21 protein-coding genes are annotated in these 25,231 nt (G+C 67.8%); 5 read left to right on the top strand and 16 right to left on the bottom strand.

Features of this window, described 5'->3' with window-relative positions:
* Window positions 1-446 precede the first annotated feature (446 nt).
* From def to QHF89_RS32855, 3 genes are all read right to left on the bottom strand, one after another.
* Window positions 447-956, bottom strand: a complete 510-nt coding sequence (def, locus tag QHF89_RS32865) for a peptide deformylase (RefSeq protein ID WP_136971317.1) — start codon at window positions 954-956, stop codon at window positions 447-449.
* Between the two features lie 134 nt (window positions 957-1,090).
* Window positions 1,091-3,145, bottom strand: a complete 2,055-nt coding sequence (locus QHF89_RS32860; RefSeq protein WP_136971316.1) for an ATPase, T2SS/T4P/T4SS family — start codon at window positions 3,143-3,145, stop codon at window positions 1,091-1,093.
* A 109-nt stretch (window positions 3,146-3,254) separates the two neighbouring features.
* Window positions 3,255-3,548: a hypothetical protein gene (locus tag QHF89_RS32855; RefSeq protein WP_136971315.1), complete on the bottom strand. Its 294-nt coding sequence runs from the start codon at window positions 3,546-3,548 to the stop codon at window positions 3,255-3,257.
* Between the two features lie 309 nt (window positions 3,549-3,857).
* Between QHF89_RS32855 and QHF89_RS32850 the strand changes: the two genes are divergently transcribed.
* A complete protein-coding gene (locus QHF89_RS32850; protein WP_136931826.1) occupies window positions 3,858-4,079 on the top strand; it encodes a cold-shock protein in 222 nt (73 codons plus the stop codon).
* A 90-nt stretch (window positions 4,080-4,169) separates the two neighbouring features.
* Here QHF89_RS32850 and QHF89_RS32845 read toward each other — a convergent pair whose 3' ends face one another.
* From QHF89_RS32845 to QHF89_RS32825, 5 genes are all read right to left on the bottom strand, one after another.
* Window positions 4,170-5,072: a metallophosphoesterase family protein gene (locus QHF89_RS32845; RefSeq protein WP_136971314.1), complete on the bottom strand. Its 903-nt coding sequence runs from the start codon at window positions 5,070-5,072 to the stop codon at window positions 4,170-4,172.
* A gap of 32 nt (window positions 5,073-5,104) precedes the next feature.
* A complete protein-coding gene (locus QHF89_RS32840; RefSeq protein ID WP_136971313.1) occupies window positions 5,105-6,013 on the bottom strand; it encodes a formylglycine-generating enzyme family protein in 909 nt (302 codons plus the stop codon).
* A gap of 379 nt (window positions 6,014-6,392) precedes the next feature.
* Window positions 6,393-8,084 carry a PQQ-binding-like beta-propeller repeat protein gene (locus QHF89_RS32835; RefSeq protein ID WP_136971312.1) on the bottom strand — a complete coding sequence of 564 codons (1,692 nt, stop codon included), beginning with the start codon at window positions 8,082-8,084 and terminating at the stop codon, window positions 6,393-6,395.
* A gap of 184 nt (window positions 8,085-8,268) precedes the next feature.
* The gene (locus tag QHF89_RS32830) at window positions 8,269-9,132 is read right to left on the bottom strand and encodes a hypothetical protein (RefSeq protein ID WP_284721218.1); all 864 of its coding nucleotides are present in this window, start codon (window positions 9,130-9,132) and stop codon (window positions 8,269-8,271) included.
* 41 nt (window positions 9,133-9,173) lie between these two features.
* A complete protein-coding gene (locus QHF89_RS32825; protein WP_136971309.1) occupies window positions 9,174-10,538 on the bottom strand; it encodes a hypothetical protein in 1,365 nt (454 codons plus the stop codon).
* A 353-nt stretch (window positions 10,539-10,891) separates the two neighbouring features.
* On the opposite strand from QHF89_RS32825, the gene QHF89_RS32820 reads away from it, so the two are divergent.
* Window positions 10,892-11,359, top strand: coding sequence for a hypothetical protein (locus QHF89_RS32820; protein WP_136971308.1), 468 nt, complete (start codon window positions 10,892-10,894; stop codon window positions 11,357-11,359).
* A gap of 168 nt (window positions 11,360-11,527) precedes the next feature.
* On the top strand, window positions 11,528-11,944 hold the full coding sequence (locus tag QHF89_RS32815) for a hypothetical protein (RefSeq protein ID WP_136971307.1): 417 nt from the start codon (window positions 11,528-11,530) through the stop codon (window positions 11,942-11,944).
* Window positions 11,945-12,240: 296 nt separating this feature from the next.
* On the opposite strand, the gene QHF89_RS32810 is transcribed toward QHF89_RS32815, so the two are convergent.
* The 7 genes from QHF89_RS32810 to QHF89_RS32780 all read right to left on the bottom strand — a co-directional run bounded on the left by QHF89_RS32810 (window position 12,241) and on the right by QHF89_RS32780 (window position 22,099).
* Entirely contained in the window at window positions 12,241-14,367 is a 2,127-nt protein-coding gene (locus QHF89_RS32810) for a hypothetical protein (protein ID WP_136971306.1), read from the bottom strand.
* 401 nt (window positions 14,368-14,768) lie between these two features.
* Window positions 14,769-15,329 carry an RNA polymerase sigma factor gene (locus QHF89_RS32805; protein ID WP_136971305.1) on the bottom strand — a complete coding sequence of 187 codons (561 nt, stop codon included), beginning with the start codon at window positions 15,327-15,329 and terminating at the stop codon, window positions 14,769-14,771.
* Window positions 15,330-15,571: 242 nt separating this feature from the next.
* Window positions 15,572-15,901, bottom strand: coding sequence for a four helix bundle protein (locus QHF89_RS32800; RefSeq protein WP_136971304.1), 330 nt, complete (start codon window positions 15,899-15,901; stop codon window positions 15,572-15,574).
* A 365-nt stretch (window positions 15,902-16,266) separates the two neighbouring features.
* A complete protein-coding gene (locus QHF89_RS32795) occupies window positions 16,267-17,946 on the bottom strand; it encodes an N-acyl-D-amino-acid deacylase family protein (protein WP_136971303.1) in 1,680 nt (559 codons plus the stop codon).
* A 52-nt stretch (window positions 17,947-17,998) separates the two neighbouring features.
* A complete protein-coding gene (locus QHF89_RS32790; protein ID WP_136971325.1) occupies window positions 17,999-20,803 on the bottom strand; it encodes a hypothetical protein in 2,805 nt (934 codons plus the stop codon).
* 218 nt (window positions 20,804-21,021) lie between these two features.
* On the bottom strand, window positions 21,022-21,690 hold the full coding sequence (locus tag QHF89_RS32785) for a glutathione S-transferase N-terminal domain-containing protein (protein WP_136971302.1): 669 nt from the start codon (window positions 21,688-21,690) through the stop codon (window positions 21,022-21,024).
* 16 nt (window positions 21,691-21,706) lie between these two features.
* Window positions 21,707-22,099, bottom strand: coding sequence for a hypothetical protein (locus QHF89_RS32780; RefSeq protein ID WP_136930052.1), 393 nt, complete (start codon window positions 22,097-22,099; stop codon window positions 21,707-21,709).
* Window positions 22,100-22,402: 303 nt separating this feature from the next.
* Here QHF89_RS32780 and QHF89_RS32775 point away from each other — a divergent pair, with 303 nt between their 5' ends.
* The gene (locus QHF89_RS32775; protein WP_284721217.1) at window positions 22,403-23,266 is read left to right on the top strand and encodes a hypothetical protein; all 864 of its coding nucleotides are present in this window, start codon (window positions 22,403-22,405) and stop codon (window positions 23,264-23,266) included.
* Window positions 23,267-23,369: 103 nt separating this feature from the next.
* Window positions 23,370-24,668 (top strand): polyhydroxyalkanoate depolymerase, encoded by a 1,299-nt coding sequence (locus QHF89_RS32770; protein ID WP_284721216.1) that lies wholly within the window; start codon window positions 23,370-23,372, stop codon window positions 24,666-24,668.
* Window positions 24,669-24,716: 48 nt separating this feature from the next.
* Here QHF89_RS32770 and QHF89_RS32765 read toward each other — a convergent pair whose 3' ends face one another.
* On the bottom strand, window positions 24,717-25,214 hold the full coding sequence (locus QHF89_RS32765) for an ArsI/CadI family heavy metal resistance metalloenzyme (RefSeq protein WP_136930050.1): 498 nt from the start codon (window positions 25,212-25,214) through the stop codon (window positions 24,717-24,719).
* Window positions 25,215-25,231 lie beyond the last annotated feature (17 nt).

The raw sequence follows: 25,231 nt of genomic DNA, 5'->3' as shown, positions 1-25,231 counted from the left end.
GCGGGTCGAAGAGCCTGGACGCTCGCGAGCACGGCGCCACCGTCTGAAGGGCGATGGCGGACGCCCCTGTCGGAGGGCCCTGCCAGCTGAGGCCGAGAACGAAAACAGTTGCTCGACCCCGGACCAGGCACGGCCTGGACCGAAGGTGGAAGAACTGCGCGATGCGCAGTTCTTCCAACGGGCCGGTGGCAAGACCACGTAGGTGCGTCTCCACGGGCGACGGGCACGTTGCCGTTTGAACCCGCAGCGCTGCGGTCTTCGCGGGCAGGGCCGTCGCCCGTCTTGACCCCGGCTGTTCGATGAACTGCGCATCGCGCAGTTCATCGTCCTGGGTCCAGCGCCTCGCTGGTCCGGGTCCAGGGGCGGACAGCCCCGGTGGGGTCTGGGGCAAAGCCCCAGCTCCGCGCCTCCAATGATTCGAGATAAAACGGAAGGCGACGTGCGGGTCAGCTCGTCGCGTCGGCGCGCTTCTGCATCTTGCGTTGGATGATGCGCTTCTTCAGCATGCCCACGCGATCGATCATCAGCACGCCGTCGAGGTGATCGTGCTCGTGCTGGATGGCCACCGCGAGCAGACCGTCGGCTGTCAGCTCGAACGTCTTGCCGTCGCGACCTTGGGCGCGCACGCGGACCTCGGTTGCGCGCTTGATCTCCTCGCTCACGCCGGGGAAGGACAGACAGCCCTCGGCGCCCACCTCTTCGCCGACCTTCGACAGGATCTCCGGGTTGACGAAGACCATCAGGTTGCTTGGCTCGTCTTCGGCGGCGATGTCGATGATGAAGATCCGGTGGGGCTCGCCGATCTGCGTCGCCGCGAGCCCTACGCCTGGCGCGGCGTACATGGTCTCGGCCATGTCGTCGATGAGCCGCTCGATCTCGGGCGTGATGCGCTCGACCGGCAGCGCCTTCTGGCGAAGGCGAGGGTCGGGATAATGCAGGATGGTGCGGATGGCCATGATCGCTTCTTGTTGCCCTTCGAGCCGCCCCTGCCGCTACGTAACTGGCGACAGGACAGCGCATGAAAGGTAGCTTAGTCGAACGTCGTCGTCCTGCCGAGACTCGTCAAGACGCGCTCGGCTTGCCGGTGTTTTTACTTCGCGCGTCGGAAGATCGCCGGATCGACCGGCGTCCCCCGCGCTGCCAGATCTTCCACGAGGGCTGGCACCACGCCTGTGGGGTGCAGGCTGCCTTCGATGGCTCCGCCTGCGGCGGTCCGTTCGATCAGGAACGTGAAGATGTCCCGCGCCACGAGCGCGCCGCCTTCCACCCGTAGATCGGCGACCCGCATCAGACGCGCGCGACCGTCGCGCAGCCGGGCCACTTCGAGCACGAGGTCGAATGCGCTCGCCAGCGCCTCCCGTGCTGCGTCCACGGTCGTGCCGGGGCGCGCCGTCACGAGGTCGGCTGTGAGCCGCGCGAGGGCGTGGCGCAACGTCGGCGCGCGTGTCGCTGCGAGCACGCTGCCTGCGCCTTCGCCGAGGGCGCCGACGAGCTCGGAGGCTGCGGGCCCGGCGAGCGCGCCGATCACGAGTCGGTCGGGCCGCATCCGCGCTGCCACGCGCGTCGCGTTTGCTGCTGCGTCTGCGCTCGGGCCGAGCGCGATGGACAGCGCGTTCGTGTGGGTCACGGGGATCTCGTCGTCGTCTTGCAGCGACACGACACGCTCCTCCGCGCTGAAGCTCTGCGCGAGTGCTGCGACGAGCGACCCGTGCCCCGAGCCCATCGGGCCTGCCACGAGCACGTTCGCGCGCCCGGCCATGCTTTGCGACAGCAGCGTCGCTACGGCCCGCGAGAGCAGCCCCGCGCGCACGAGATCTTCCAGCGTGCTCGCCTCGATCCGCTGCGGCTTGCGCAGCACGACGAGCAGACCTCTCGCGCCCGGCGCGGCTGCGACCCCGAGGATCCGCGTTCCCTCCGGCGTGACCACGTCGACCGCGCCGGAGGCTTCGAAGGACGCGCCCGCGCGCACGAGCAGCCGCCCGAGCGCCCGCGCTGCGGCCTCCTCGCTCGTGAAGGGCATCTCGCCCGTCGGCGTCCTTCGGCTCTTGCGGAATGCGACGAGCCGCGTGCTGCCTTGCACGTGGATCTCCATCACGTCGTCGTCGGCGAGCAGCGGACCGAGGGCGCCGAGCTCCAGAAGCTCGCGCCGCGCTTCCACGACGAGCTGCTCGATGCCCACGCTGTCCGGTATGAGGCCCGCGGTCTTCATCACCGCCACGCGCTCCTCGATCGCCGCCGTGATCTTCGTCGCGAACGTCGACGAGATGGCCGCGCCTGTGGCGAGCGGGGTGAGATCGATGCCCTCGGCCACGCGCTCCACGAGCGTCACGAGCGCGGCGCGGTGCGCGGCTGTCGGGCCCGGCATCGGCTCCGAGTTCACGCGATTCACCGGGGACGGAGGCACCGCCGTCGGGCCGGGCGGGACGGCGTGCCGCGGCGGGAAGGCTTGCCCAAAGGTCGGCGGGAAGGGGCTTTGGGGTGGCGCGGGGATGCTCGATGCCGTGGGCCGCGGGCCTGCGCTCAGCGTCGGCGGGCCGGCGGCGGTGTGCGGCGGCAGCGGCGACAGCGCGGTCGGCGAGAGCATCGAGCCGCTGGGCTTCGTGCTTTGCGTCGGTCGGGGCACGCGCGGCGGGGCGGGCACGGGGACGGGCGCTTCGTCGGGATCGTTCTCGAGCGGGAAGTGACTGACCACGTCGGCGACTTGTTCGCCGGTGAGCACGTTGTCGCGGGGTTTGGCAGGGACGGCCGAGGGCGGACCGCCGGGCGTCGAGAGCGGACCGTCCATCGAGCCCATCTCGGGCATCGCGTTGAACTCGCCGCTTGGAATGCGCCCGCCGGCGAGCTGCGCGCCCGGGCCGGCTTCGATGCGCAGGACGAAGTCGCCGATGTAGATCTTGTCGCCTTCGCGGACGATCGTCGGCTGCCCGATCTTGCGGCCGTTGACGTACGTGCCGTTCGTGCTCTTCAGGTCGGTGACGATGAAGCGGCCTTCACGCAGGACCAGGCGCGCGTGCCGCTTCGACACGTTGCCTTTCGGCAGCATGAGGTCGTTGCCCTGCACGCGGCCGACGTTGATCTCCGCGCGATCGAAGGCTTCTCGGCGCTCGGCGCCGCCCTTCTCGCTGATGATGACCGAGAAAATCATTCCGCTCGGGCGGCCTTGCGGGATGGATCCCGGGCCACGCCCGGCAATACGAGCAAGCCCCGAGGAGCCTGTCAACGAAGAGGGGACGATCGCGCGTAGGCGGGGCGGATCAGCGCGGTTTGCGGGTGGGGGCGGACGAAGGCGGGATCGAGGCTGGGTCGCCGTTTTCGCGGCGGTCCTTCATGTCCCCGGCGACGAGGGAGAGCAGCTCGCCGGCGACCGACATCACGTCCTCTTCGGCGAGGCCACCCTGGCGCATTTCGCGGTAGATGGTCTTTGCCAGGATGCGGAGCGCCCGCGGATCGCGGGAGGCGTGTTCATAAGGGCGGGGACGCTGCGTCGCGTCACCGCTCCTCTCGGAAGAGGCGCCCGTGATCTCGGCTTTGGGGGTGGGGAACTCCATGCCGGTCGCCCCTTGCGATGGTCGTGCCGAAGCAAGGGGTACCGATTTTCGGTCATTTCCCGGTCATATTTTTTCTGGAAGCGAACGCCTTTACGCACGTGCGTCACGCACGACGCGATTTTGATTTCGCAGTGTGCGTCAGGCGCGGGAGGTGTGCCCGCGTGCATCCTACACGTGGCACTGCGCTTGACGGTCGGACGAGCGGACGTCTACCTTGGCGCCGCTCGACCGGGGGCGCGTGCGCTGGATACGCGCAAAATCGCGGGGATCGACGGCGATCGGCGAGCAGACCGTGAAGTTGGAGGAGTTATGGCAGTAGGTAAAGTCAAGTGGTTCAATGACGAGAAGGGCTGGGGATTCATCAAGCAGGACACGGGCCCCGACGTCTTCGTCCACTACTCGCAGATCCAGCAACCGGACGCGGGTCGCAAGCGCCTCTTCGAGGATGAGACGGTCGAGTTCGAGATCAAGGAAGGCCCCAAGGGCCTGCAGGCCATCAACGTGATGCGCCTCGCCGCAGCCGCGAGCTGAGCAGAACGGATCGTCCCCCCGGCGCCTCGGACGCTCGAACCGTCCGCAGGCGCCGGGTTCGTTTCGGGCGTCCCCCGCCTTTTTTCCTGCCTATCCCTTCGGAATCGGCACTTCGGAGAACGTCTTCGTCACGGGATCGAGCTTGCACGAGGTGATCGCTCGGATCGCCCCGGAGGCATCATCGATTTCGTACAGGTTGAAGCCCGCCATGCGCTCGTCGCTCTCGTGCAGGAGCGACGCGCTCGTCGCGCCCACCGCGTCGATGTGGCCCCGCGCCGTCGGCAGCGTCCGGTGGATCCGCCGGTGCAGGTGGCCGTGCAGGAGCAGGCCCCGCTCGACCCCGTCCAAAAGCGCGGCCTCTTCCTTGGCGTCGTAGAGCCCTTCGAGCAGCGTCTTCGCGAGCCGCGGCGGATTGTGCCACGGGTGGTGCTGGAGCAGGATCGGCGTGCGCGAGCGCACCTCGGGGTGGGAGAGCACCCGCGAGAGGGCGCCGAGCTGCTTCGGGCGGAGCGCGCCGGCGGCGACGAGCGGCAGCCTCGGCACGGCCGTCGACAGGCCGATGAGCGCGACCGGGCCGCGCAGGCGCACGAAGGGGAAGGGGCCCGGGATCTCGGGCAGATCGGTCGCGAGGTAGGGCTCGAAGTAGCGGAAGAAGCGCTTTCCGCGGAAGGAGCCGCGCGTGTAGGTGTCGTGGTTGCCCGGGACCATGCTGATCTGGTCGGGCGTGAGGCCGAGGTCCTCTTCGACGAGCTTCTTCACGAGCTCGAACTCCACCTCGAGGGCGAGGTTCGTGACATCGCCCGTGATGACCACGTGGTCGACGCCGAGCTTCCGGATCTCCGCGGCGGCCGCCTCGACGGCGAAGGGCTTGTGGACCGACTTGCGGTGGAAGCGCAGGTTCATGTAGCCCGTCATGCGCTTGTTGAAGAGGCGCATCGGCACCGCGCCTTCGAGCGAGAGCAGGTGTAGATCCGAGAGGTGGGCGATCTTCACGCGCCCACTATGATGTCGCCGGGCGCCCTTCGCTACGCGTCGCGGGCACAACGGAACCCGCGCCAGGGCCTGCGCATGGACGGCAGGTCGTGCTGGCGCGACGCCGCGCGCAAGAACGGCCGTCCATGCACATAGCCGCCGCCCCGCAGGACCCGCTCCTCCCCCGACGAAGGGCCGCGCGGGTTCATCACGCTGCCGTCCTGGTATCGAGGTGCGTAGTAGTCTGCCACCCACTCCTCGACGTTTCCCGCCATGTCCGCGAACCCGTCCGGGGTCCGGCCGTCCGGGAAGGAGCCCGCGGGGGCGAGCTCGAGGAAGCCGTCGGTGGGGTCGAGCTCGTCCCAGGACAGCTTGCCGTGGTTCACGATCACGCCGTTCCAGAGATTGCCCCACGGGTAACGCCGGCCCCGCGCGCCCCGCGCCGCCCGCTCCCACTCCGCCTCGGTCGGCAGCCGCCCGCCTGCCCACGTGCAAAAGGCGGCGGCGTCGCCATAGCTCACCATCACCACCGGCAGCTCCGGCCGATCAAAGCGCGCCGCGCCCGAGGCGTACGGCGGCTCCAGGCAATGGCCCGCGGCCACGCAGCGGCGGTAGCGCGCGACCGTGACCTCGGTGCGATCGATCCAAACGTCCGAGAGGTAGACCTCGTGGGGCGGGTACTCGTCACCAAAGATCTGCTCGGGGCACTCGCGCCCCATCGGCTCCAGGGCGCAGAGCGTCTGCGCGTGCGCGACCTCGGAGGGCGTCGAGCCCATGGTGAACGTCCCCTCGCGGAGGAGGAAGGCCTCCGGCGCGGGGTTTTGCAGGGTGACGATGCCGGCCTTCGTGTTCGCTTGCGGCGCGGGGGCCGAGGGCGCCTCAGGGGGAGGCGGGGGCCGGGCAGCCCCGCCGGACGGGGCGAGCACGAAGAGCGCGAGGGCGGCGACCGTCGCGAGGCGCATCGAAGAGAGGCGTAGCACCGGACGCGCCGATCGCCCGCGCCGTTCCACAACGCCCCGTCGCCGGGGTTTCACCCCGGACCCCGACCAGGGGCTGTCCGCCCCTGGACCTGGACCAGCCAGGGGCTGGACCCAAGCTCGATGAACTGCGCGATGCGCAGTTCATCGAACAGGCCCGTTCAAGACCAGCAACGACCTTGCCCACCAAGACAGCCGCGTGGCGGGTCCGGCTGGCACCCCCGCTTGTTCGTCGGCCTGTTTGAAAAACTGCGCGCAGCGCAGTTTTTCAACCCTGGGTCCAGCGCCTCGCTGGTCCGGGGTCGAGGGGGCGGACAGCCCCCCGCGGGGACCGGGGCGGCGCCCCGGGGCGTGGCGCTTCCCATCAGGGTGCGAGCTTGGCGAGGGCGAGATCTGCGGCGCCGCCTGCGAGCGGGCCTTGGCCGAAGTCGACCACGCCGGAGGTCTGGGCGGTGACGAAGATGCGGCCGGCGGCGTCGGTGGTGATCGCGGTGATGAGCTGGTCGTCCTTGTCGCCGAAGGGCGTCGCTGAGAGGACGGTGCCCGAGGTGTCGTACCGCGCGACGAACGCGTCGGGCGAGGACGCGCCTCCCTGCGCGTTGAGCGCGATGCCGCCGAAATTCGCGTCTTTCATGAATCCGCCCCCGATGATGTAGCGGCCCCCGGCGCCGAGGGCCACGCCGCCGGCGCTGTCGGCCTTCGAGCCGCCCATGAGGAAGCTCCGCACGTGCCCGCCGCTCGGCGAGAGCTCCAGCAGGAAGACATCGAGGTTCTGCGCGGTGAGCGCATTGCCACCGAAATCCACGGTCCCGCGCACGAGCCCGCTCACGACTGCGTTGCCCATGGCGTTCATGCGCACGGCGTAGCCGCGCTGCGGATCCATGTCGCCGAACCGCCGCGCGTAGCTCACGCCGCCTGTTGGATCGAGCTTGGCGACGAACAGATCGAAGCCGCCCGCGCTCGTGAGCTTGGTCTCGCCGAAGGTCATGCTCCCGCGGAAATCCCCGGTGATCACGGCATTGCCGCCTGCGTCGACGGCGATCGCGCGGCCGTTTTGATCCTCGCCGTCGCCGTAGCGCTGGGCGCGCACGGGGTTGCCGCTGCTGTCGAGCGTCAGCACGAAGACGTCGAAGCTCCCCTCGCTTTCGAGCAGCCCGGTGCCGAAATCGACGCCGCCGGAGAAGCTGCCCGTGATGAGGATCTCGCCGTTTTTCGTGATGGCGACGCCGCGCGCGTTCTGGTCCTCGCTGTTGCCGAAGCGCCGGCTCCAGAGGTGATCGCCGTCGGTGCCGTCGTATTTGGCGACGAAGATATCGTAGCCGCCCTCGCTCTGGAGCGTGTTGCCGCCGCCGACGCTCATCTGCCCGAGGAACTCGCCGATCACGACGATGTTGCCTTGGGGGTCCTCGGCGACGCTCCACGCGGCCTGATCCTCGGCGCCGCCGAGCCTGCGGCTCCAGAGGTGCTCCCCCGAGGCGCCGTCGAGCTTGGCGACGAACGCGTCGTAGCCGCCCGAGCTCGTGAACGTGTTGCCACCGAAGCTCAAGGTGCCGGGAAATCGGCCCACGAGGATCGGGTGCCCGCCGCTGCCGGTGATGAGCCCGAGGCCTTCGCCTGTGCCGAACCTACGGCTCCAAAGGTTGTCGCTCCCGCACGTGGGGGTCGCGCCGTCGCAGTCCTCGTCGTCGGACGTGGTGCAGTCCTCCTGCGAGGGCAAAACCTCGCCCTCACAGGCTCCGAAGCCTGTCCCCTGGGGGTTGCACGTGCGCGTCCCGCCTTTGCAAACCCCGACGCCCTCCGTGCCTGCGGGGCCGCCATAACAAGGCTCGGTCGTGTTCGGCGTGCAGGACGTCGCGCCGCCGCCTTGGCCGTCGCTCCCGCCGCTGCTCCCGCCCCCGCCTTGGCCGCCTGCGTCGCCGCTGCCGCTCGCGCCTCCGACGCCGCCCCCGCCGCCGTTGCCCTGGGACGTCTCGGTCGCCGATTCCTCCTTCCCGCAGCCGTACGCCGCAACAACGCCGAGGAGGAGCGAGAGCGCAGCAAGACGAGAGGGTATCATGGAAGCTCAGAATAGATCGAATGCGTGGAACAATGGAATCGCAAACGATGTGGATCCGAAGGAGAGCATTGATCCGACCTTGCGCTGTGGCTGGCTGCGTGCAGGTCGGTTGGAATGGTGGCCAGGGCGGGAGGTGGGCGCCGGGGAGGATCGGGGCGTGGGGGGCGGACGGGCGGACGCGGGCCTACGCGTCGACGACGCGGATCGGCAGCCAGTCGAACCCGGTGACGCCGGCGTCGCGGTAGATGCGCCAGACCTTGGGGGTGACGAGGAACAGGGGGTACGGGAGGACGGAGTCGTAGACGTCGCCGTTGTATTTCGAGTAGCCGTACCATTCCCAGGTCACGTTGACGTCGCGGATGTCGGCGAGGTCTGCGGCGCGGTAGGCGAGGCGTGCCGGCGTTCGATTGTACGTCATGAAGCAACTCCGACCGCAGGGGCATGGTTGGGAGAGGTCGATTCCGGTCGATCGGGGCGACATGCGGGGCATGACGTGTGTGGCGCAGAGCTGCCTATAGGGAAGCTGGAAGTGGCCTCGCTTCTCGAACGCCGCGAAGACGCCCCGGAACTCGAGCCCGGTCGCGCCGCTTTCTGCGAGGGCGCCGGCCAATCTCTCGTCGACGAGCATGTCCTCGTAGCAAGTCGCTGCCGCGCGCCGACCTTCCAGGTGACGAAGTTCGTCGGCCTCGACGACCAGCGCGGATGTCTGCCGCGCTCCGGCGCCGCAGCGGCTGCAGGCCTCGGACATATCGTACTTCGTGCCTACCCGTGGCCCCCCGAAAATCTTTCCTTCCAGGGACCCGTACTCCATGACGAGAAGCCGCGCCGCTTGGAGTTCCTCGTCGGTGAAGCGGTCGCGACGTTTCTCGAACCACCGAATGCCGCGCTCTTTGAGGAGGTTCAGGAGGCGTGGCAGGCGTTCATCCTTCTCGTCGAGGGTGATGATGGTGGCGTCTGCGACTTCGTCGAGGGCTGCCACATCAGGACCACAACCCGCAGGGCCGAGGATCGTCTGCGGCCCGTTGGGGACGCGTCGGTTGTCGATCATCACTTCTACTTCCGTCCACATGTCACGCCTCGATGGCAAGGTCATTTGCCCAGATACGGCTTGATGGCTGTCAGCCAGTGCGGGTACGCCTCGTATACCTCTTCATAAAGCTTCCACAGCTCGTCGGTGTTTACCTTGGGAGGTCTCTGCCGGTTTAGCCAGCGCGTGATCTTCTTGTGCTGCGCCTCCGTCAAGATCACCGCGGGCAGCTTATCGAAGTTCTTGGCAAGCTCCAGCTTCCTCGCCATGGCCTCCTCCAGGATGTGATGCGCCTGGTAGGACCCACCGAGCCCATCGGTGAACTTCTTCATCACCTCGTACGCGCCAATCGCCCCGTTCTGCTCCAGCGCATGCGCGATGTCCGCCCCGTACCGCTGCGCCAAAAACTCCGCCGTCTCCTTCGACAATTCCTCCGTCCCCTGAAGGACGAGCGGCGCCTTCTTCGCACACGCCTCCTCCAGCTTCTTCACGAACTTGTCGGCCTGCCCGAGGACCACGCCCGAGGCGATCGCCGCGGTGGCCACCGCTGCCTGGACGATCGGATGGTCGACCCCGTCCTCGTTCGTCCCCCCGATGACGCCGAATTGCTTGCCGTCCTTCCGCGAAAGGTCGGCGTTCATCTCGCCGTTCGCGATGGCAGACGCAATCGTGAGCTCCAGCGCGATCTCTTCGAGCCGCGTCTTCGGCTTTCCCTTGCCGTTCCCTTTGCCTTGGCACCCGTCCTTCGTCTGCTCGCACGGGACCGCGCTCACGAGCGGCGCTCCGGGTCGAAACACGCGCTCGGGCAGCGCACCACCTCGATCCACCAGCGTGCAATGCGCGTCGAGGCACTTCGGCGGATGCACCTCGTCCCGCTTCGGCAACGTCGACTCCGACGGCAAGAGCGGCTCGTTCGAGAGCACGCCCTCGGGCGGAGGCGGCGAGGCCCGTGGGCTCCTAGGAGGACGCTCCGGCATCTTCTTCACGCCGGGTGGGAGGACGCTGGCTTGCTCGTCTTTTTGCACCGGCGGAGGCTTCGAGCCCTCGGACGCCTTGGCCGGCGCCGCTTCCTTCTTCTCGTCGGGCGGCGCCTTCTTTTCCTCCTCCGCCTTCGCTGGTTCCGGACGCGGCGGCGGCGGCGGGCACTTCAGCTTGTTGTACGGGATCGGCAAAAGCCGGACGCTCTCCGGCCCCACGGAAGGGTCGTAAATGTAAACGGCATGCCCCTCGGCCTTCTGCGTGAACTCCACCTGGCTTTTGGTGGTCCACACCGTCGCCGCCCCCAGGTCATAGGCCCACTGGTTCACGCCGGGCGGGACATTCGGTGGCTTGACGCAGACGCGGAACGTGAGCGCACGCGCGACGCTCGGCGCGCCAAGGAGGAAAAGGACGAGCGGCAAGCACCCGGCGAAGACACGACGAAGCATGGCGGACCCCTCGGCATGAACGCGCCCCGAGCCATCCCGCGGCGGTGAGCCGGCATGCGTTCTTCCCGTCGAGCCTTGTGCATGGCCAGGATGGAACCGTGCAAGGGATTTCGGATGGCAGGCCGATCCTTCGCCCCGCGGTGGCCGATCCTTCGCCCCGTGATGGCCGAGCTTTCGCCCCGTGATGGCCGAGCTTTCGCTGCGTGATGGCCGATCCTTCGCCCCGCGGTGGCCGATCCTCATCTCCGCGGGGGTCGATCCTTGGCCAACCCGGGGAGAGCGATGCCCGCAACAACTGGCTCGCATTGCCAAGCAGGGATGAGTAACCTGCCCCTGAAAGCGAGGAACCACGCATGAACAACAAAGTCGGCGACGCGCTGTTGACGCACGAGCAGCACATCCAGTTGCTCGCGCAACTGAAGGCGATCGTGGAGACGCTCCGGGCGCACGGGATCACGCTCACCGTGGACGAGCGGAAGCGTACGCTGCGACAGCGCAGAGGCGCGGAGTCGCACATCCAGCGGGTGATCGATTTGGCGAAGAAGTACAACGTCTCGCTGAAAGCCATCCCGCTCGCAGGGCTCGAGAACGATCTCGTCCTCACGAAGCAACTCCTGCCGATCGAGGAGGAGCTGCGCGTCGCATTGCAACTCGCCGAGGACACGGGCACGCAGGCAGGGTCCGAGGCGTGGGAGGCGTTCCTCGCGTACTACGGCGTGCTGTCGTCCATGGGCGAACGAATGCCCGATCTGGCCGCCGAGCTGCAGACCGTGGTGGACTTCATGGCCACCGGGCCGCGAAAGAAGGCACAGGCCACTTGAAGGTATGCGCGGAGCGGGGGGCGCAGGTGCTTCCGCTCCCGCTTCCGCGTGCAGCGGGCCGCCCACCGAAGGACGGCCCGCTTGCGCATCACCTGCGCGCCAACCGGTGCAAGATGGCGATGAAGTCGGCTTCCACGTCGCCGAGAGCATCCTGTAGGGTGGGGACCGATGGAGGTCTTGACGTTCGGAATGGTGATGGATGGCGGACGCACCGTCTTCACGGTGGTGGCTGCTCGGGATGACGAGGATCGTCTCGTGCTGACGTTCGAGGGCGTCCTTCGGGTCGACAATCCCTATCGTTACCTGTGGAGTTTCCTCGAAGACCTCGGCCGGATCCTACCCGGGCGCGCCTTCGCGTCGATCCAGATGGACTTCACGCAGATGCCGTTCATCAACGACAATTGCATGTACACCATCATGGATATCGTGGACGCGGTTTACCTCCATGTCCCCGGACCCGTCACCGTCCGCCGCATCGCCAACGACGAGTGGCAACGAGTGGCATTGCCGATCTTCCTCAACCTGAGCGACGTCGAGAACGCTGCGCGGACGACATTCGAAGACGTGGAGCCGCCCGCTCGCTGAGCCGGGTTTCTTGGAGGGACCGGGCCCGGGAGCGGGAGCGGAAGCGGGAGCGGGAGCGCAAGCGGGAGCGCAAGCGCAAGCGGGAGCGGAAGCGGCAAGCGAAATCTGATTGTGTACCGCTTCTTAGGCCAGAGAGAGGACGAAGGGCTCGATCTCAGACAGGATTTGCATGACCCCTCCGGCCACGGGCCGACCTCTCCCGGGGCGCACTGCGTAGCCCTCGGGGCGCTCGACCCGCGTTTCCGCGGGCGCAGTCGGCGATGACGAGTGTGGGGAGGGGGACGCGGCGCTGTCCCTTATCGCCGGCCGCGGCGGCGTGCTGCAAACAGCCCGCCGAGCGCGAGCGGCACGAGCCAGCCCACCGGGCTGCTGTTGTCGTTGGCGTGACCCATCGAGCAAACCAGGCCGTTGCCCAACACGAGCACGCCGTCTTCAGGCTCTTCGGTGGAGGGCTGGCAGACACCGATGGACTGCGCAGCAGGCAAAGAGCACTCCTGCTCGCTGGGGCAGCCGTTGCCATCGGCGGTGCAACCGTCGACGCACGTGTGGGTGGCGGTATCGCACACCTTGCCGCTCGTCGCATTGCCGCATGTCGAGTCCTCGGTGCACTCGACGCACGAGCCGATCGTCGTGTCGTTGGAGGTGCAGACCTTGCCGTCGGCGCAGCCGTTGCCGGGCGTGTGGCAGCCGATCACGCACGTGTGGGTGGCGGTATCGCACACCATGCCGCTCATCGCGTCGCCGCACGCTGCGTCGTCCAGGCATTCGAGGTTGTCGTCGTCGCCGTGACCGACCGTCGGGTCGGTCTCGCCGGGGCCGAACTGACCATCGTGGTTCTTGTCCTCGGCGCCGTCGAGCTTGCCGCCGTCGTCGGTGTCAGCGTCGAGCGGATCGGTCGTCGTCGCGCCCATGTCGGCATCCGCAATGCAATGGCCGGCGGCCGGGTCGGTCGCCGGGTCCGAGCAGTCGTGGCCGGTCTCGGTGCCGTCGAAGAGGCCGTCGTTGTCGCTATCGGGATCGAGGATGTTGATCAGCGCGTCGCCGTCGGTGTCCTCGCTGGGGCCCTGCTCTTGACCGTCGAGCACGCCGTCGTCGTCCGTGTCCTTGTCGTTCGGATCCGAGCCGAGCTGCACCTCCACGGTGTCGAACAGCCCGTCGCCGTCGCTGTCGAGGCAGCCGTTGTCGAGCACGCCGTCGCAGTCCTGGTCCACGTCATCGCCGCAGACCTCTTGGCTCGGGGCTCCGACCACGGCGTTGCATACCGTGAGGTTTGGCCCGGCGCAGGTGTTCGTGCCGCTGCTCTGGCATTGGCCCAGCCCGGCGGTGCACGGCTCCCCGAAGTTCGAGCATTGCGGTACCTGCACCGTGAGGAAGCACGTGCCCGTGACGTTCAGGTCGTTCTTATAGTTGACGACCACGATCCGCGTCGAGCCCGCGCTCGCAGCATCCGGCGTCCACGAGAACGTGTTGCCGAAGGGGCTCGGGCCGCTGCCGCCCGGCGTGAGCATCGAGCCGGCCGGCGCATTGATGGCGCTCACCGTCAGGTCGGTCGCCAGCGCGTGCGTACCGGTCACCATCGTCGTGAGGGTTTGTCCGACGTTGGTGACGAACACGTTAGAGCCGTCGCAGGTTGGCGGAGGCGCCAGGACCATCTCGACGATCAGATCGAGCGCTGTGCTCGACACCTGCCCGTCATGCGTCGATTCGAAGGTCACATGCACGATGTAAATCTGGCCCACCTGGGCATCGACGAGGTCCCACGAGAGCTGGCAGCCGTTATTCACGTTCGCGAGCATCGGCGCTTGCCCGCCGGTGCCGGGCCCGGGCGGGTCTGGCACGACCGGAGTCGGGTTAGCAAAGCCGGTCTCCGCCGCGGTGGCCAGGCGGCACGTGACGGAATCCGCATCGGGATCGAACACCGGCCACGTGTAGGTCCGTGTGCCGCCGATCTGGAGCTGGATGAGCGCCGGCGAAGCCGACACCGGCCCGGCGGTATTGCCCGATTGGAGGACCACTTTGGCCTCCACGCGGTAGGTTTGGCCGGCACCGTTGATGAGCCCGGGGATGCGGCAACAGTCCTCGAAAAAGGCCGTGTACGTGCCGGACGCCGCGTAGGTGTGCGTCACCGTGACTTCTCTCACATCGTACTGCGCACCACCCGCGCTCGTTCCGGTTCCGACGACGGAACCGATGACCTCGCCGCTGTTGCTCCCGTCGCCGAAGTTCAGGGTGATATCCTGCAAAGCGACGACTGAGCCGGCAAGAATGGCGTATGTGGCCGTGAATTTCACGGTGGTCGGCGCGGCTTGTGGATCCGGCACGACCCAGTTCAATGTTCCATAACGGAAGTGCGACGCCAGGGCTTCTCCGTGAAACAGGAGAAGCGCGCACATTGCGGCGAAGAAAACCAGCAAGCGTTTCATGCGTTCCTTGGTCAATCCGGGAGAAGGGAATAGGGCTACCATATCACCTCCCTCGAGTGCCCGTCGATATGTTTGCTGTGGCGGCGGTTGGGTCGTCGGGAGCGGGAGCGGGAGCGGGAGCGGAAGCGCAAGCGGAAGCGCAAGCGCAAGCGCAAGCGGGAGCGCAAGCGGGAGCGCAAGCGGGAGCGCAAGCGGGAGCGCAAGCGGGAGCGCAAGCAAAGGCGGGAGCGCAAGCGGAAGCGGGAGCGGAGGCGCAAGTGGAAACGGCGGCGGAGGCGGGAGCGGGGGTTCGGGTGGGATGAGCTCTTCGAGCCATGGCGGCGCGGGCCAACCCTTGGAGCTGCCGCTCGTCGCGGCCTATACGGCGCCGCCGGTCACGGAAGCCGAGCGCAAAGCCTGCCTCACCGGCGCCGAGGTCTCCTGCACGCGAACGAGAGCATCTCCAAACGCTTCCGCGCGAGATGCAGGCGACTGTAGACGGTCTTTGCCTTGATTCCGAGCGTCGCCGCAATCTCCGGGACCGACCACCCCTCCAGGTACGGAATCACTGCCGCCCGGATGCGCGGCCTCATCTTCTCCAGAAACCGCTTGAGCCGGAACATGCCGTACATCGCGTGCAAAACCGTCTCCGGCGACGTCCCGTCCTCCTGGTCGGGAAGAGCCTCCGCAAATCCAGCGAGCACCTCTCGCTCGCAACGCGCGAGCTTGCGGTGATTGCGCGCATGGTAGAGGCCGATCACCACGAGCCACGGGCGCGCCTGCTCCGGCGTGACCAGGCACGAGAGGCGGCGCCATACGGTGATGAAGACCTCTTGCAGAACATCCTCCACGTCGCGGGGAGGGACGGACTGGCCGAGAAGAAGGCGGCGCAGAAAAGCGCGGTGTTCCAGATAAAGGCGGCCGAGCAAGGCGTGCGATGCCGAGAAGTTTGCCGGCGGCGGACGGACGACTATCGTGACCATTAGCTCATGGCTCCGGGACGTTCGGGGTTGTGGGTCAGACGCCGGTCGGTGGTGCTAGCGCCGGCTGGCGTCGGTTTTTTGTGTTGCACAAGCCTGGGCAAAACTCAACGGCAAAAGGCGAGATTGGTTCGTCGCGGGAGAACCCATGATCCGCCGTGAATGGCGCTGGGACGTCTCGATGGGTGCGGTGATCCAGGGCTTGCGGGCGGGCCGCCCTGGGGAAGGACGGCCCGCCCTGCGGGTTACGAAGCGCGGCGGTAGACGAGGCGGCCGAGGGTGGCGATGACGTGGTCCATGCGATCGAGGACCTGCTCATGGACCGGACCGATGTAACGCATGGCCTGGGCGACCTGAACGCAAGCGAGCGCCTCCCGGGCCGAACCGAGTGCGGAGGAATAACGTTGCCGTTTGTGTCCGTGGAGGCTGCCCATGCCTTCGGCCACATTCAGCGCCACGCTTTGCATGGCGCGCCGCAATTGGCGAGCCAAGTCCCTGTCCCTCCGCTCGATCTGCTCGGCAATCCGCGCCGTATCCCCCGCCATCACCAAAACGACCTCATAGATCCTGAGCATAACGAAACCCTCCGCCCGACGACCCTTTCGCCGGGACCCCCGTCCCGCACCGTCGCGCGGAGGCCTCTTCAAGGCTGCGCAGCACCGAGCGGAGCCACCCGGAGCCACGCTCTGCGTGGCGAGGATGGCGAGCACGGCTTGGCCTTGAAGAGGCCGAGCACGACGGTACGATCACCGTCCCCGAGCGGCATCCCTGCATACCGTTCCCCCTCGCGCTCGCGCTTGCGCTTGCGCTTGCGCTTGCGCTTGCGCTTGCGCTTGCGCTTGCGCTTGCGCTTGCGCTTGCGCTTGCGCTTGCGCTTGCGCTCGCGCTCCCGCTTGCGCTCCCGCTTGCGCTCCCGCTCCCGCTCCCGCTCCCGCTCCCGCTACCGCCGCTCCGCCCCCGTAAATCGGAGCGCCCGCCCCCCGCGCCCTGCCGTCGCCTTTCCTCCCTCGCGCTCAATCACCCCCCCGACAACGACGAACCGCATCCCCTCGGCCAGCCGATGCGGCGCCGTGAACGTCGCGCGCTCGTGGATCTCCCCCGGCGAAAACACCAGCAAATCGGCCCCGCACCCTTCCCGCACGCACCCGCGCTCGCCTTCGAGCCCGAGCGTGCGGGCGGGCAGATCCGACATCTTCCGCACGGCTTCCTCCAGGGAAACGAGGCGCTGCTTTTCGACGATCTCTTCAATCACCCGCGCAAATGCGCCAAAGCCGCGCGGATGCCGCCCGCCGCCGCCGCCGTCGGTCCCGACCATGACGAACCGATCGGCGAAGAGGCGCGCCATGACGGCTTCATCCATCACGAAATAAGCCGCCTCCGCGCCGTCCGGCCCGACCTCGATGAGGATGTCCTCGAAGGGGACACGGCGCGACGTGGCGACCTCTTCGAGTGTCCTGCCAGCGAATGCGCCCGTCCCGAAGAGCATCGCCCCGGGGCCATTGCGTTTCTCCACGCGGGCGCGCAGGAAGGCGGCGAGCTCGGGGCGGCGGCTCCGCAGCGCGTCGGCATAGGAGGACGGCGGGCGCGCGAAGTCGGGGAAAAGGACGGCGAGCGAGGTGTAACTCGCGGTGTATGGATACAGGTCCGCCGTGACGGAGAGGCCCGCGGCGCGGGCTTTTTCGATGTGGGCGAGCAGGCGCTCGGCGCGGGCGGCGCCGCGGCCGAGGACGATCTTCATATGCGCGACGTGCGCGCGGGCCTTCGCCTTTCGGCACATCTCGAAGAGCTCGTCGAGCGAGGATTCGACACGATCGTCGTCCTCGCTGCGGACATGGCTCATCACGACGCCGCCGCGCGCGCCGACGGGTTCGGCCAGGGCGACGAGCTCGTCCATCGAGGCGCCGCGGCCCGGATCGTATTCGAGGCCGGTGCTGAGGCCAAAGGCGCCATCGTGGAGACCCTGGGCGACGAGATCCCGCATTCGTTGAAGCTCGGCGGGCCTCGGCTTCGTATGGGCCGCCGCGCCGACGAGGCTGCGGACCGTGCCGTGCCCGACGAGGGCCGCGACGTGCACGCGGGGCCTGCCGGCGTCGATTTTTGCGAGCCAGGGGCCGATGCGCGTGGCCGGGCTCCGGCCGTCCTGGCCAACGACGAGCGTGGTGACGCCCATGGCGAGGGCGTATTCGACGTTGCCGAGGGGAGCGCCGTGGGAATGGGCGTCGAGGAAGCCGGGCGTGACGACGGCGCCCGCGGCGTCGAGGGTGCGCTCGGCGCGCACGGAGGGATCGACGTCGCCGACGAAGGCAATACGATCGCCGCGGACGAGGACATCGGCGCGGCGGCGAGGCGCGCCCGAGCCGTCGATGACGTGGCCTCCGCGGACGGCGAGGCGGAAGACCTCGTCGGAGCGGAAGGGCGGAGGCGGCGGCGGAGGCGGAGGCGGCGGCGGTTGCGCTTGGGGCGGCGAGGAAGCGAGCGGGAGCGTATGCGGCGGCGGCGGCGCGGGCGGCGGCGCTTCGGGAGGCGGCGGCGTGGAGAGGGGCGGCGGCGCGGGGCTACAGGCCGCGAGCCACACGAGGAGCGGGAGGGCGGGGAGGAGAGGCTTTTGCTGGCGCGGCATCGCGGGGACCGGGATGGTTTTTCCAGGCCCCCGCGGCCTTGTCAACACGCGTTCAAGGCGTGCTCGTGGGATCGGCCGGATCGCTGCCCGCGACTTGCTCGTCGCCGTCGAGGAAGCCGTCGAGGTCGCGGTCGATGCCCATACGAACACCCGAGCCAGGAGGCGCGCAGGTATACGTGATCGCCTTGCCGCCCGCCGTCAGGACCGACTCCATCAGGGCCCGCGCGACGGGCGAGACCGACGCGCGATCGACGAGGAATTGCCCGCTGCCGACGTACACCAAGCCAATCTCGTTCACGAGCCGGCCCTTGACGACGAGATCACACTCGCCGGCGTCGGCGCGCGCAATCAGCAGATTCACCCGACCCGACGTGACGGCCTGGTTGCTCGTGGTGAGCGTCACTTGTTGCCCCACGATCGGCGCCATGTTCGATTCGAAGGCGAGCTGGTATTGCACCATGTCGAGCTTCGCCTGGTTGCCCGCCGGCGTATTCGGGATGCCGGCCGGGTTCGCCGGGACCTCATCGAAGCCGCTGACGAACGTGAAGAGCTCGGGCACGGCCCCGTCGTGGTTGAGGCCAAAGCCGCGGACCTGGTCGCCGAGGAAGGGATCCGGCGGACGATTGCCGCTCGTGAACGCGGCGCCGAACATGCCGACCTTCGTGTACGCGTTGCGCAGGTGCGGGACCTTGAGGATCTGCGTCGTCGCGTCGAACGAGCCGAGGCCTGCGGTCCCGAAGAAGCCGGGGAAAGCATCGCCGGGGTTCGCCGCGGGATCGACGCGGTGACACGTCTCGCAGGCGCCCTGGGACGCGACGTTCTGGGTGAAGAAGAAATCGCGGCCGGTTTGCTGCGCGGGCGTGAGCGAGTTGTCGAGGTTGCGGACCGGGTTCGGCGGATACGTGACCTGGAGGATGAAGTCCGTGAACTTCTGCATCTGCTCGGCGGCGAGCGTCGTATTGCGGCCGAGCAGGTCCACGAAGGCCCCATTGAACTTCTTGAAGGCCGCATCCTCGTCGAAACTCCCGTCGTCCGGCTGCGACGAGGCCTCGTCATTGCCGCCCGTCCGGTCGCCGCGCCAGTGCATCGGCCCGTGGTTCGACATGCCGCGCAGGCTCTGCGTCGTCATCGGCCCCTTCATCGGATGGAAGTCGGGGTCCTGGCCAAAGAGCGGATCATCCGTGCCGAAGACAGGGACGAGCTCGGGCTTGACCGGGACGAACGGGCCCGGATTGTTCAGGACAACCCCATCGGGATTGCCGAGATCCCAGGCGAGGCTATCCAGATCGCCGAAGACGTGGCAGCTCCCGCATGCCGCTTCGCCGTTGCTCGACGACAGGCGCGCGTCGTAGAGGAAGGCCCGGCCTTCGATCACGCTCTCGGGCTCCGGGCTGTGCATCGACACGTGCCCGATTTCCGTCTTCGTCGAGGTGTTCACGATCGCGATCGAATTGTCGAAACGGGTGAGCACGTACAGGCGCCCGCAGTCCTCGTCGAGCACCATGCCCGTGGGGCCGCCGCCGCTGAGCGCGATCTGGTTCGCGGCGTTCGGCACGAACGTGTTGTTCTCCAGCGCGGCCGTGCTGTACACGCCGATCTTCGACGACGCGAACGCCGCCACGTAGAGCTTCGTGCCGTCGCTCGACACGGCCATCCCGACTGGCTGCGAGAGGGTTTTCTGGTTCACGGCGGCCGGGGCCGGGTACACATTGTAATCGATGTGCTTGTTCAGGTGCCGCGGCGCCGCGCTGCCCGATCCGAGCACCGTGATCCGGCTCTCGTGCAGGTGGCCACGCAAGGTCTCGCCCGCGTACGTGCCAGGGCCCTCGAAACGCAGGTCGTTCCGGGCCTCGGTGTTGCTGACGTAGACCTTCCCGTTCACCGGGTTCACGGCCATGTTGTAGAGGATCGTTCCGACGCCAGTGTAATAGCCGGACGAACCAGAGAGCTGGCGCGGAGGATTTGCGTTCGCGTCGATCACGAACACGTCCTTGTCCGGCAGGGTAAAGCGCACCGTGCTGTCCCAGGAGCGGCCGACGACGTCCTTCCAATGCTCGCCGTCGTGCTTGACGATGATGCCGACCTCGGGCGCGGGCACGCCCTGGAAATTCGTGTTCGGCCCGGGAACGCCGCCGGCCGCCTCGCCGCCGTCGGGGACGGCGAGATCGCTCAGGGCCGCGGTGCGGTTGCCGGAGTGGAAGGCCGCGGCATAGACGCGCGAGCCGTCGGGCGTCACCGCGAGCGCGCGGGGCGTATCGCTGAAGAGCGTGAGGATCGAGAGGGGCGTGCCGCCGAGCGTCGCGCCCAGGTTTCCGGCGTTGAAGACCCACACGTCGGCGCGGCCCACGCCGGGCGTGGTGAGCTGCGGATCATACGGTACGTTCTGGCCGCGGTGGGCCGTGGTGATGAACGCGCGGTTCTTGCCGGGGCCGCCGAACACGATGTCGCGCGGCTCGTCGCCGACGAGAAGCGTCCGCACCACATTGCCATTGTATCCGAACGGGCCGATCTTCACGACGCTGACGCTGTCGGAGAGATGATTGACCACCCAGATCTCGTCGTCGGATCGCGCTGCCACGGCGACCGGCTCGAGCCCGACCGGCACGGAGCCGCGGTGGGAGAGGCCGGAGGGCTCCACGTGGAAGATCTCGAGGCGATTGTCCGGCGTATTGACGGCGAACAGGAACTTCTTGTTTGGCGAGAGCGCCACGGGCCGGACTTGCCCGCTTTCAAAAAGCGTGTACGGCGTCGCGGCGGACGCCTCGGCGCCCACCGTGAGACCCGCGAGGAGCGGCGCAACGGCGAGAATGGAGAGGAGCGGACGGCGAAATGGACGGATCGCCGCCTGGGGGCGCATGACCGGCATGGGACCTCCGTGCACGAAAAGGAGTGGCTCATCGCCAGCGGGCAATGAGGCCAAAGGATACTTTCCGGACCTTATCCGGTGTTTCCAGATTTGTAAAGGTCCAGATGTGCCGGATCTCCGTCTCCTCGCTTGCAGGCAAATTTCCGACGTCGGCGAAGGGAGTTCCCCACTTCTGTCAGGGTGAGCCCGACTACGGCGAATGGTGAGCCTCAGCGCGTCAAGGGCGCACGGACGCGTTCGAGGTAGGTCACCAGGGGATCTCCGTCCACGAGCAGGGGCACCGTGCCGATGGTCTCGACCCACAACAAGACGCCGGCCAGCATGAAATCGGCATACCCCGGGTTTTGCCCCGAGAGGAACGGCTGTCCCTGGTGCGTGAGCGTGAGCCGCGCCGGATCGAAGCCCGCGCGCATTCCGTCGAGCCGCGCCTCACGGCCGGCCGCGGCCTCCTCCAGCGTGCACCCGAGCCTCGCCTCGCGGCTCGCGCGGAAATAGGCGTGATCCTTTTCGAGGAGGAGGTCGTGGATGTCCTTCACGTAGAAGCGTACGATGGGAAGGAGGACGCTGGCGTACAACCAGGCATCGAAGAATCGGCAGAGGCCACGCTCCTCCGGCGAATGAAAGAGCGGCGGGCGATCGGGGTAGGCCTGATCGAGGTAATCGGCGATGGCCCACGAATCGCCCACGACGTGCGTCCCGTCTTTCAGGATCGGCACCGTCTTGAAGGCGCCACCTTCGAGGGCCTGGATGTCCGTCATCGCCACGGGCGTCGTCTCGAAGGCGAGGCGTTTCTGCGCGAGGGCGAGCTTGGTCCGAAAGCAAAAGGGGCTCGGGCGTCGATCGCCCTCGGCGACGAGATCGTAAAGGAGAACGGTCATGGGGGGGCTCTCCGCGTCACGCCTCCAGCAAGGGGCGCTTTTGCTTTTTCTTTCGGCGCCTCGGCCTGGGTTCGGCGATCGAGACCAGCGCCACCGCCGGATCCCGGTAGGGGCCCAGGTCCCCGGGCTCGGCCGGGGGCTCGTACGTCACGGGTCGCCCCGCGGCGTCGACCACGAGCGTGTGGTCGTCGGGCGGCCCGATCGTCTCGCGCCAGGGCTCGACGGGCATGTAATCGGCGGGCGCTTGTCCCATGAATCCCGGCAGCGGGATGGCCCCGTGCGCCGCGCGTCCGATTTGTGCTCCGAGCTGCCGCGTCTCCTCGGGGATCTCCTTGCGTCGCAGGCGCGCGACGAACGTGTACACGCCAAACACGAAGACCAGAAAAGCGAGAACGACGAGAATGTCCATGTTCCCCCACGCCGGTCAACCCACGCCCCGGCCGGGGACTCTACACGGTTCTTCGGAGGTTGGATAGAGCGGAAGCGCGCGCGTCAGGGGGGCTTCATCGGCGTTTGGCGAGGGGCAACAGCACGCGCCGGCCGCTCTTGCCCTCGAAAACGCGCGTGTTCGTCGACGACGTCGTCGAGGCATTCCGCCAGGATCACCTGGCCGAGCGGTTCGCGGGGAGCCTCGGGGCCTGAGCAAGATTCCGACGTAACTCCCCCGCGCTCGTGGTCGGCCTTTGTGCTCGCATTCTGGACCGCAGGCCCTATGACGACGTTCCTTCGTTCTTCGCGCCCGTGGTTGTTCCTTTCGACGATCCTCGCCGTTTTCTCGGCGGCTTGCGGGCCGGATGCGCCGCCTGGCGCGGGTTCGGGCGGCGGGGGCTCGGGCGGCGTTGGCCCAGGCGGCGCGGGAGGAATGGGCAGCAGCGTAAGCAGCAGCGGCCCTGGAACGGGCGGTGGGGGCAGCGGTCCAGGGACCGGCGGCAGTGGGGGCGAGGGCGGCAGCGGTGGGATCGGCGGCAGCGGGGGGGCAGGCGGCGGCAGTGGTGGCTCCGGCGGTTGCATGCAGCAGATGGCGTCTTGCATGTACAAGACGGATACCGAGCTCGACAAGCAATCGTTTCGCCAGATTGCCGGCTACCAATGCTTCAATTCGAGCACCGGGTGGGAGTTTGTCCCGACCCAAACTTGTGATTACGCCGAGGAGTGCAAGACGGACGTCGGGGCGGAGGCCGTGTGTGTCTCGTGCGGCCCCCTGGGCCAGCGGTTCGCGCATCGCGACGTCGACGGCCAGCTCGCGGAAGACTGCAAGGGCTGCAAATGCAGCGGCGGCTGGACGGTGTACGGCTGTTATGCCGAGACCACGACGTACGGCGCGCCGTGGGCCGACGTCGTCTGGCAGCAGGGCTTCGAAGTGATTCGTTTCGCCCTGCTCGGGAGCGGCGAGGTGAAGTCGCTCGCGGGCCCCAACAAGCAGGTGTCGATTCAGAACCTCCAGGTGAACACCTTCGAGATCCAGCCGAACGGCGTGGTGGATTTCGAGATCGATGCCCAGGTGATTCACACCGACAACTTCCAGCAGCAGCACACCTGGGACATGCAGGCCCGCGTGGTGCGGCTCTGCAAGTAAAGGCGAGGCGCGCCCTCCTGCTGCGCCGCAGCACAAACGGACCGGAAGACCAAAATGTGCTTGATCTTCACGACGGTCGAGTTATGTTGCGGTGCAACAAGTCGTGCGCCCTCCGCTCCTCTCCACCGCCGCGCAGTACCTCAGGCCGCCGAAGATTTACCATCTTTACGAGCTGCAGCGGGCGCTGCTCGAGCCGCTCGCGCACCTGGCCGGCGTCTCGGCCGAGGCGCTACGGCACCCGAGCAATCCCCTGTCGGCGTTGCCCCACGTGCGCGCGCTCGGCGCGAGCCAGGCCCTCTTCCATCGCCTCGGCAAGCGTTATCCGAAGCAGCCCTGGGGGATCGACGAGGTCAAGACCCGCGGCGCCACGGTCTCCGTCGCCGAGGAGGTCGTCGTCGCCGAGCCATTCTGCAAGCTCGTGCATTTCGTGCGCCGCTCCGAGGATCCCGAGGTCGCACGCCGCCTCGCCGCCGACCCCAAGGTCTTCGTCTGCGCGCCGCTCTCCGGCCACCATGCGACGCTGCTCCGCGACACGATCCGCACGCTTCTCCAGGACCACGACGTGTACGTCACCGATTGGCTCGACGCGCGCGACGTGCCCCTCGCCGAGGGAATTTTTCATCTCGACGATTACGTGCACACCGTCATGCGCTTCTTGCGTTTGCTCGGGGCCGGCTCCTTGCACGTCGTGTCCGTTTGTCAGCCGACGGTCCCCGTCCTCGGCGCCGTTTCGCTCCTCGCGCAGGCGGGTGAGGCGACGCCGCGTTCGCTCACGCTCATGGGCGGGCCCATCGACGCGCGCAAGAGCCCGACCGAGGTGAACGTGCTCGCGACGCGGCACCCGTATTCGTGGTTCGAAAAAAACATGATTCACAAGGTCCCCGGCCCCTACGCGGGCAAGGGGCGGCGGGTGTATCCCGGGTTCCTCCAGCTCACGGCCTTCGTGATGATGAATCCGAAGACCCACTGGAAAGCGAGCTTCCGCTACTGGATCGACGCGCACAAGGGCGAGTCCGGCGCGGCCGCGCGCGAGATGCACGAGCGGTTTTACGACGAGTACAACGCAGTCCTCGACATGGACGCCGCGTATTACCTCGAGACCGTGAAGCTCGTGTTCCAGGAGTTCGCCCTCGCCCGGGGGACCTGGGACGTGCGCGGCGTGCGCGTGAACCCGACGGCGATCAAGGACACGGCGATCTTCACGATCGAGGGCGAAAAGGACGACATCTCCGGCCTCGGACAAACAGAGGCGGCGCACGCGCTCTGCACGGGCGTCTCCGCGGCGAAGCGGCAGCATCACGTGGCCGAAGGCGCCGGTCATTACGGCATTTTCTCGGGCCGGAAGTGGCGAGAGCACGTCTACCCGAAGGTGCGCGATTTCATCCGCGCGAACGGCGGCTGACGAGCAAGGCCCGCTGTGCCACGGGGGGTCGGAGGCGACCCTCGCCGATCACCCTGCCGTCTTCGGACCACAACAAGACGACGTCGAAGGCTTGGCCTCCGGCTTCTTCGAGAGATCGACGGGCGTGCAGCATGCGCTCGTGTTCTTGTTCAGGGCCGGAGAATCACCCATGACGGCGGCGTCCGCCTTCACGACGAACACCTCCCAGGCGTTTCCGTCCGGATCCTCGATCCACACCTTGTCCTGCACCGCATAACAGCAGGACGTGTCCTCCTCCGTCATCGTCTCGAGCCCGGCCGCCTCGAAGCGGGCCTTCGCCTCCACGACGTCGTCCGTGCTGGCGACCTGAACGCCGAAATGGCTGGCATTGACGCCCGTGCGAGGAGCCTCCTGCATCGTCAGGTTGAGCGAGGGGACCTCCAGATCGAATTTCGCATACCCGGGACGCCGCTTCGTCGCTGCGACGCCGAACGCTTTTTCGTAGAAGGCGACGGATTGGTCGATGTTGGTGACGTTCAACGATACGTGAGGCTTGAGGACGTTCATGGGCGTCTCCTTGCTTC

Source organism: Polyangium sorediatum (genome assembly GCF_029946465.1).
GTDB classification, from domain to species: Bacteria; Myxococcota_A; Polyangia; order Polyangiales; family Polyangiaceae; genus Polyangium; species Polyangium fumosum.
This window is presented reverse-complemented; position numbering and strand designations above follow the sequence as displayed.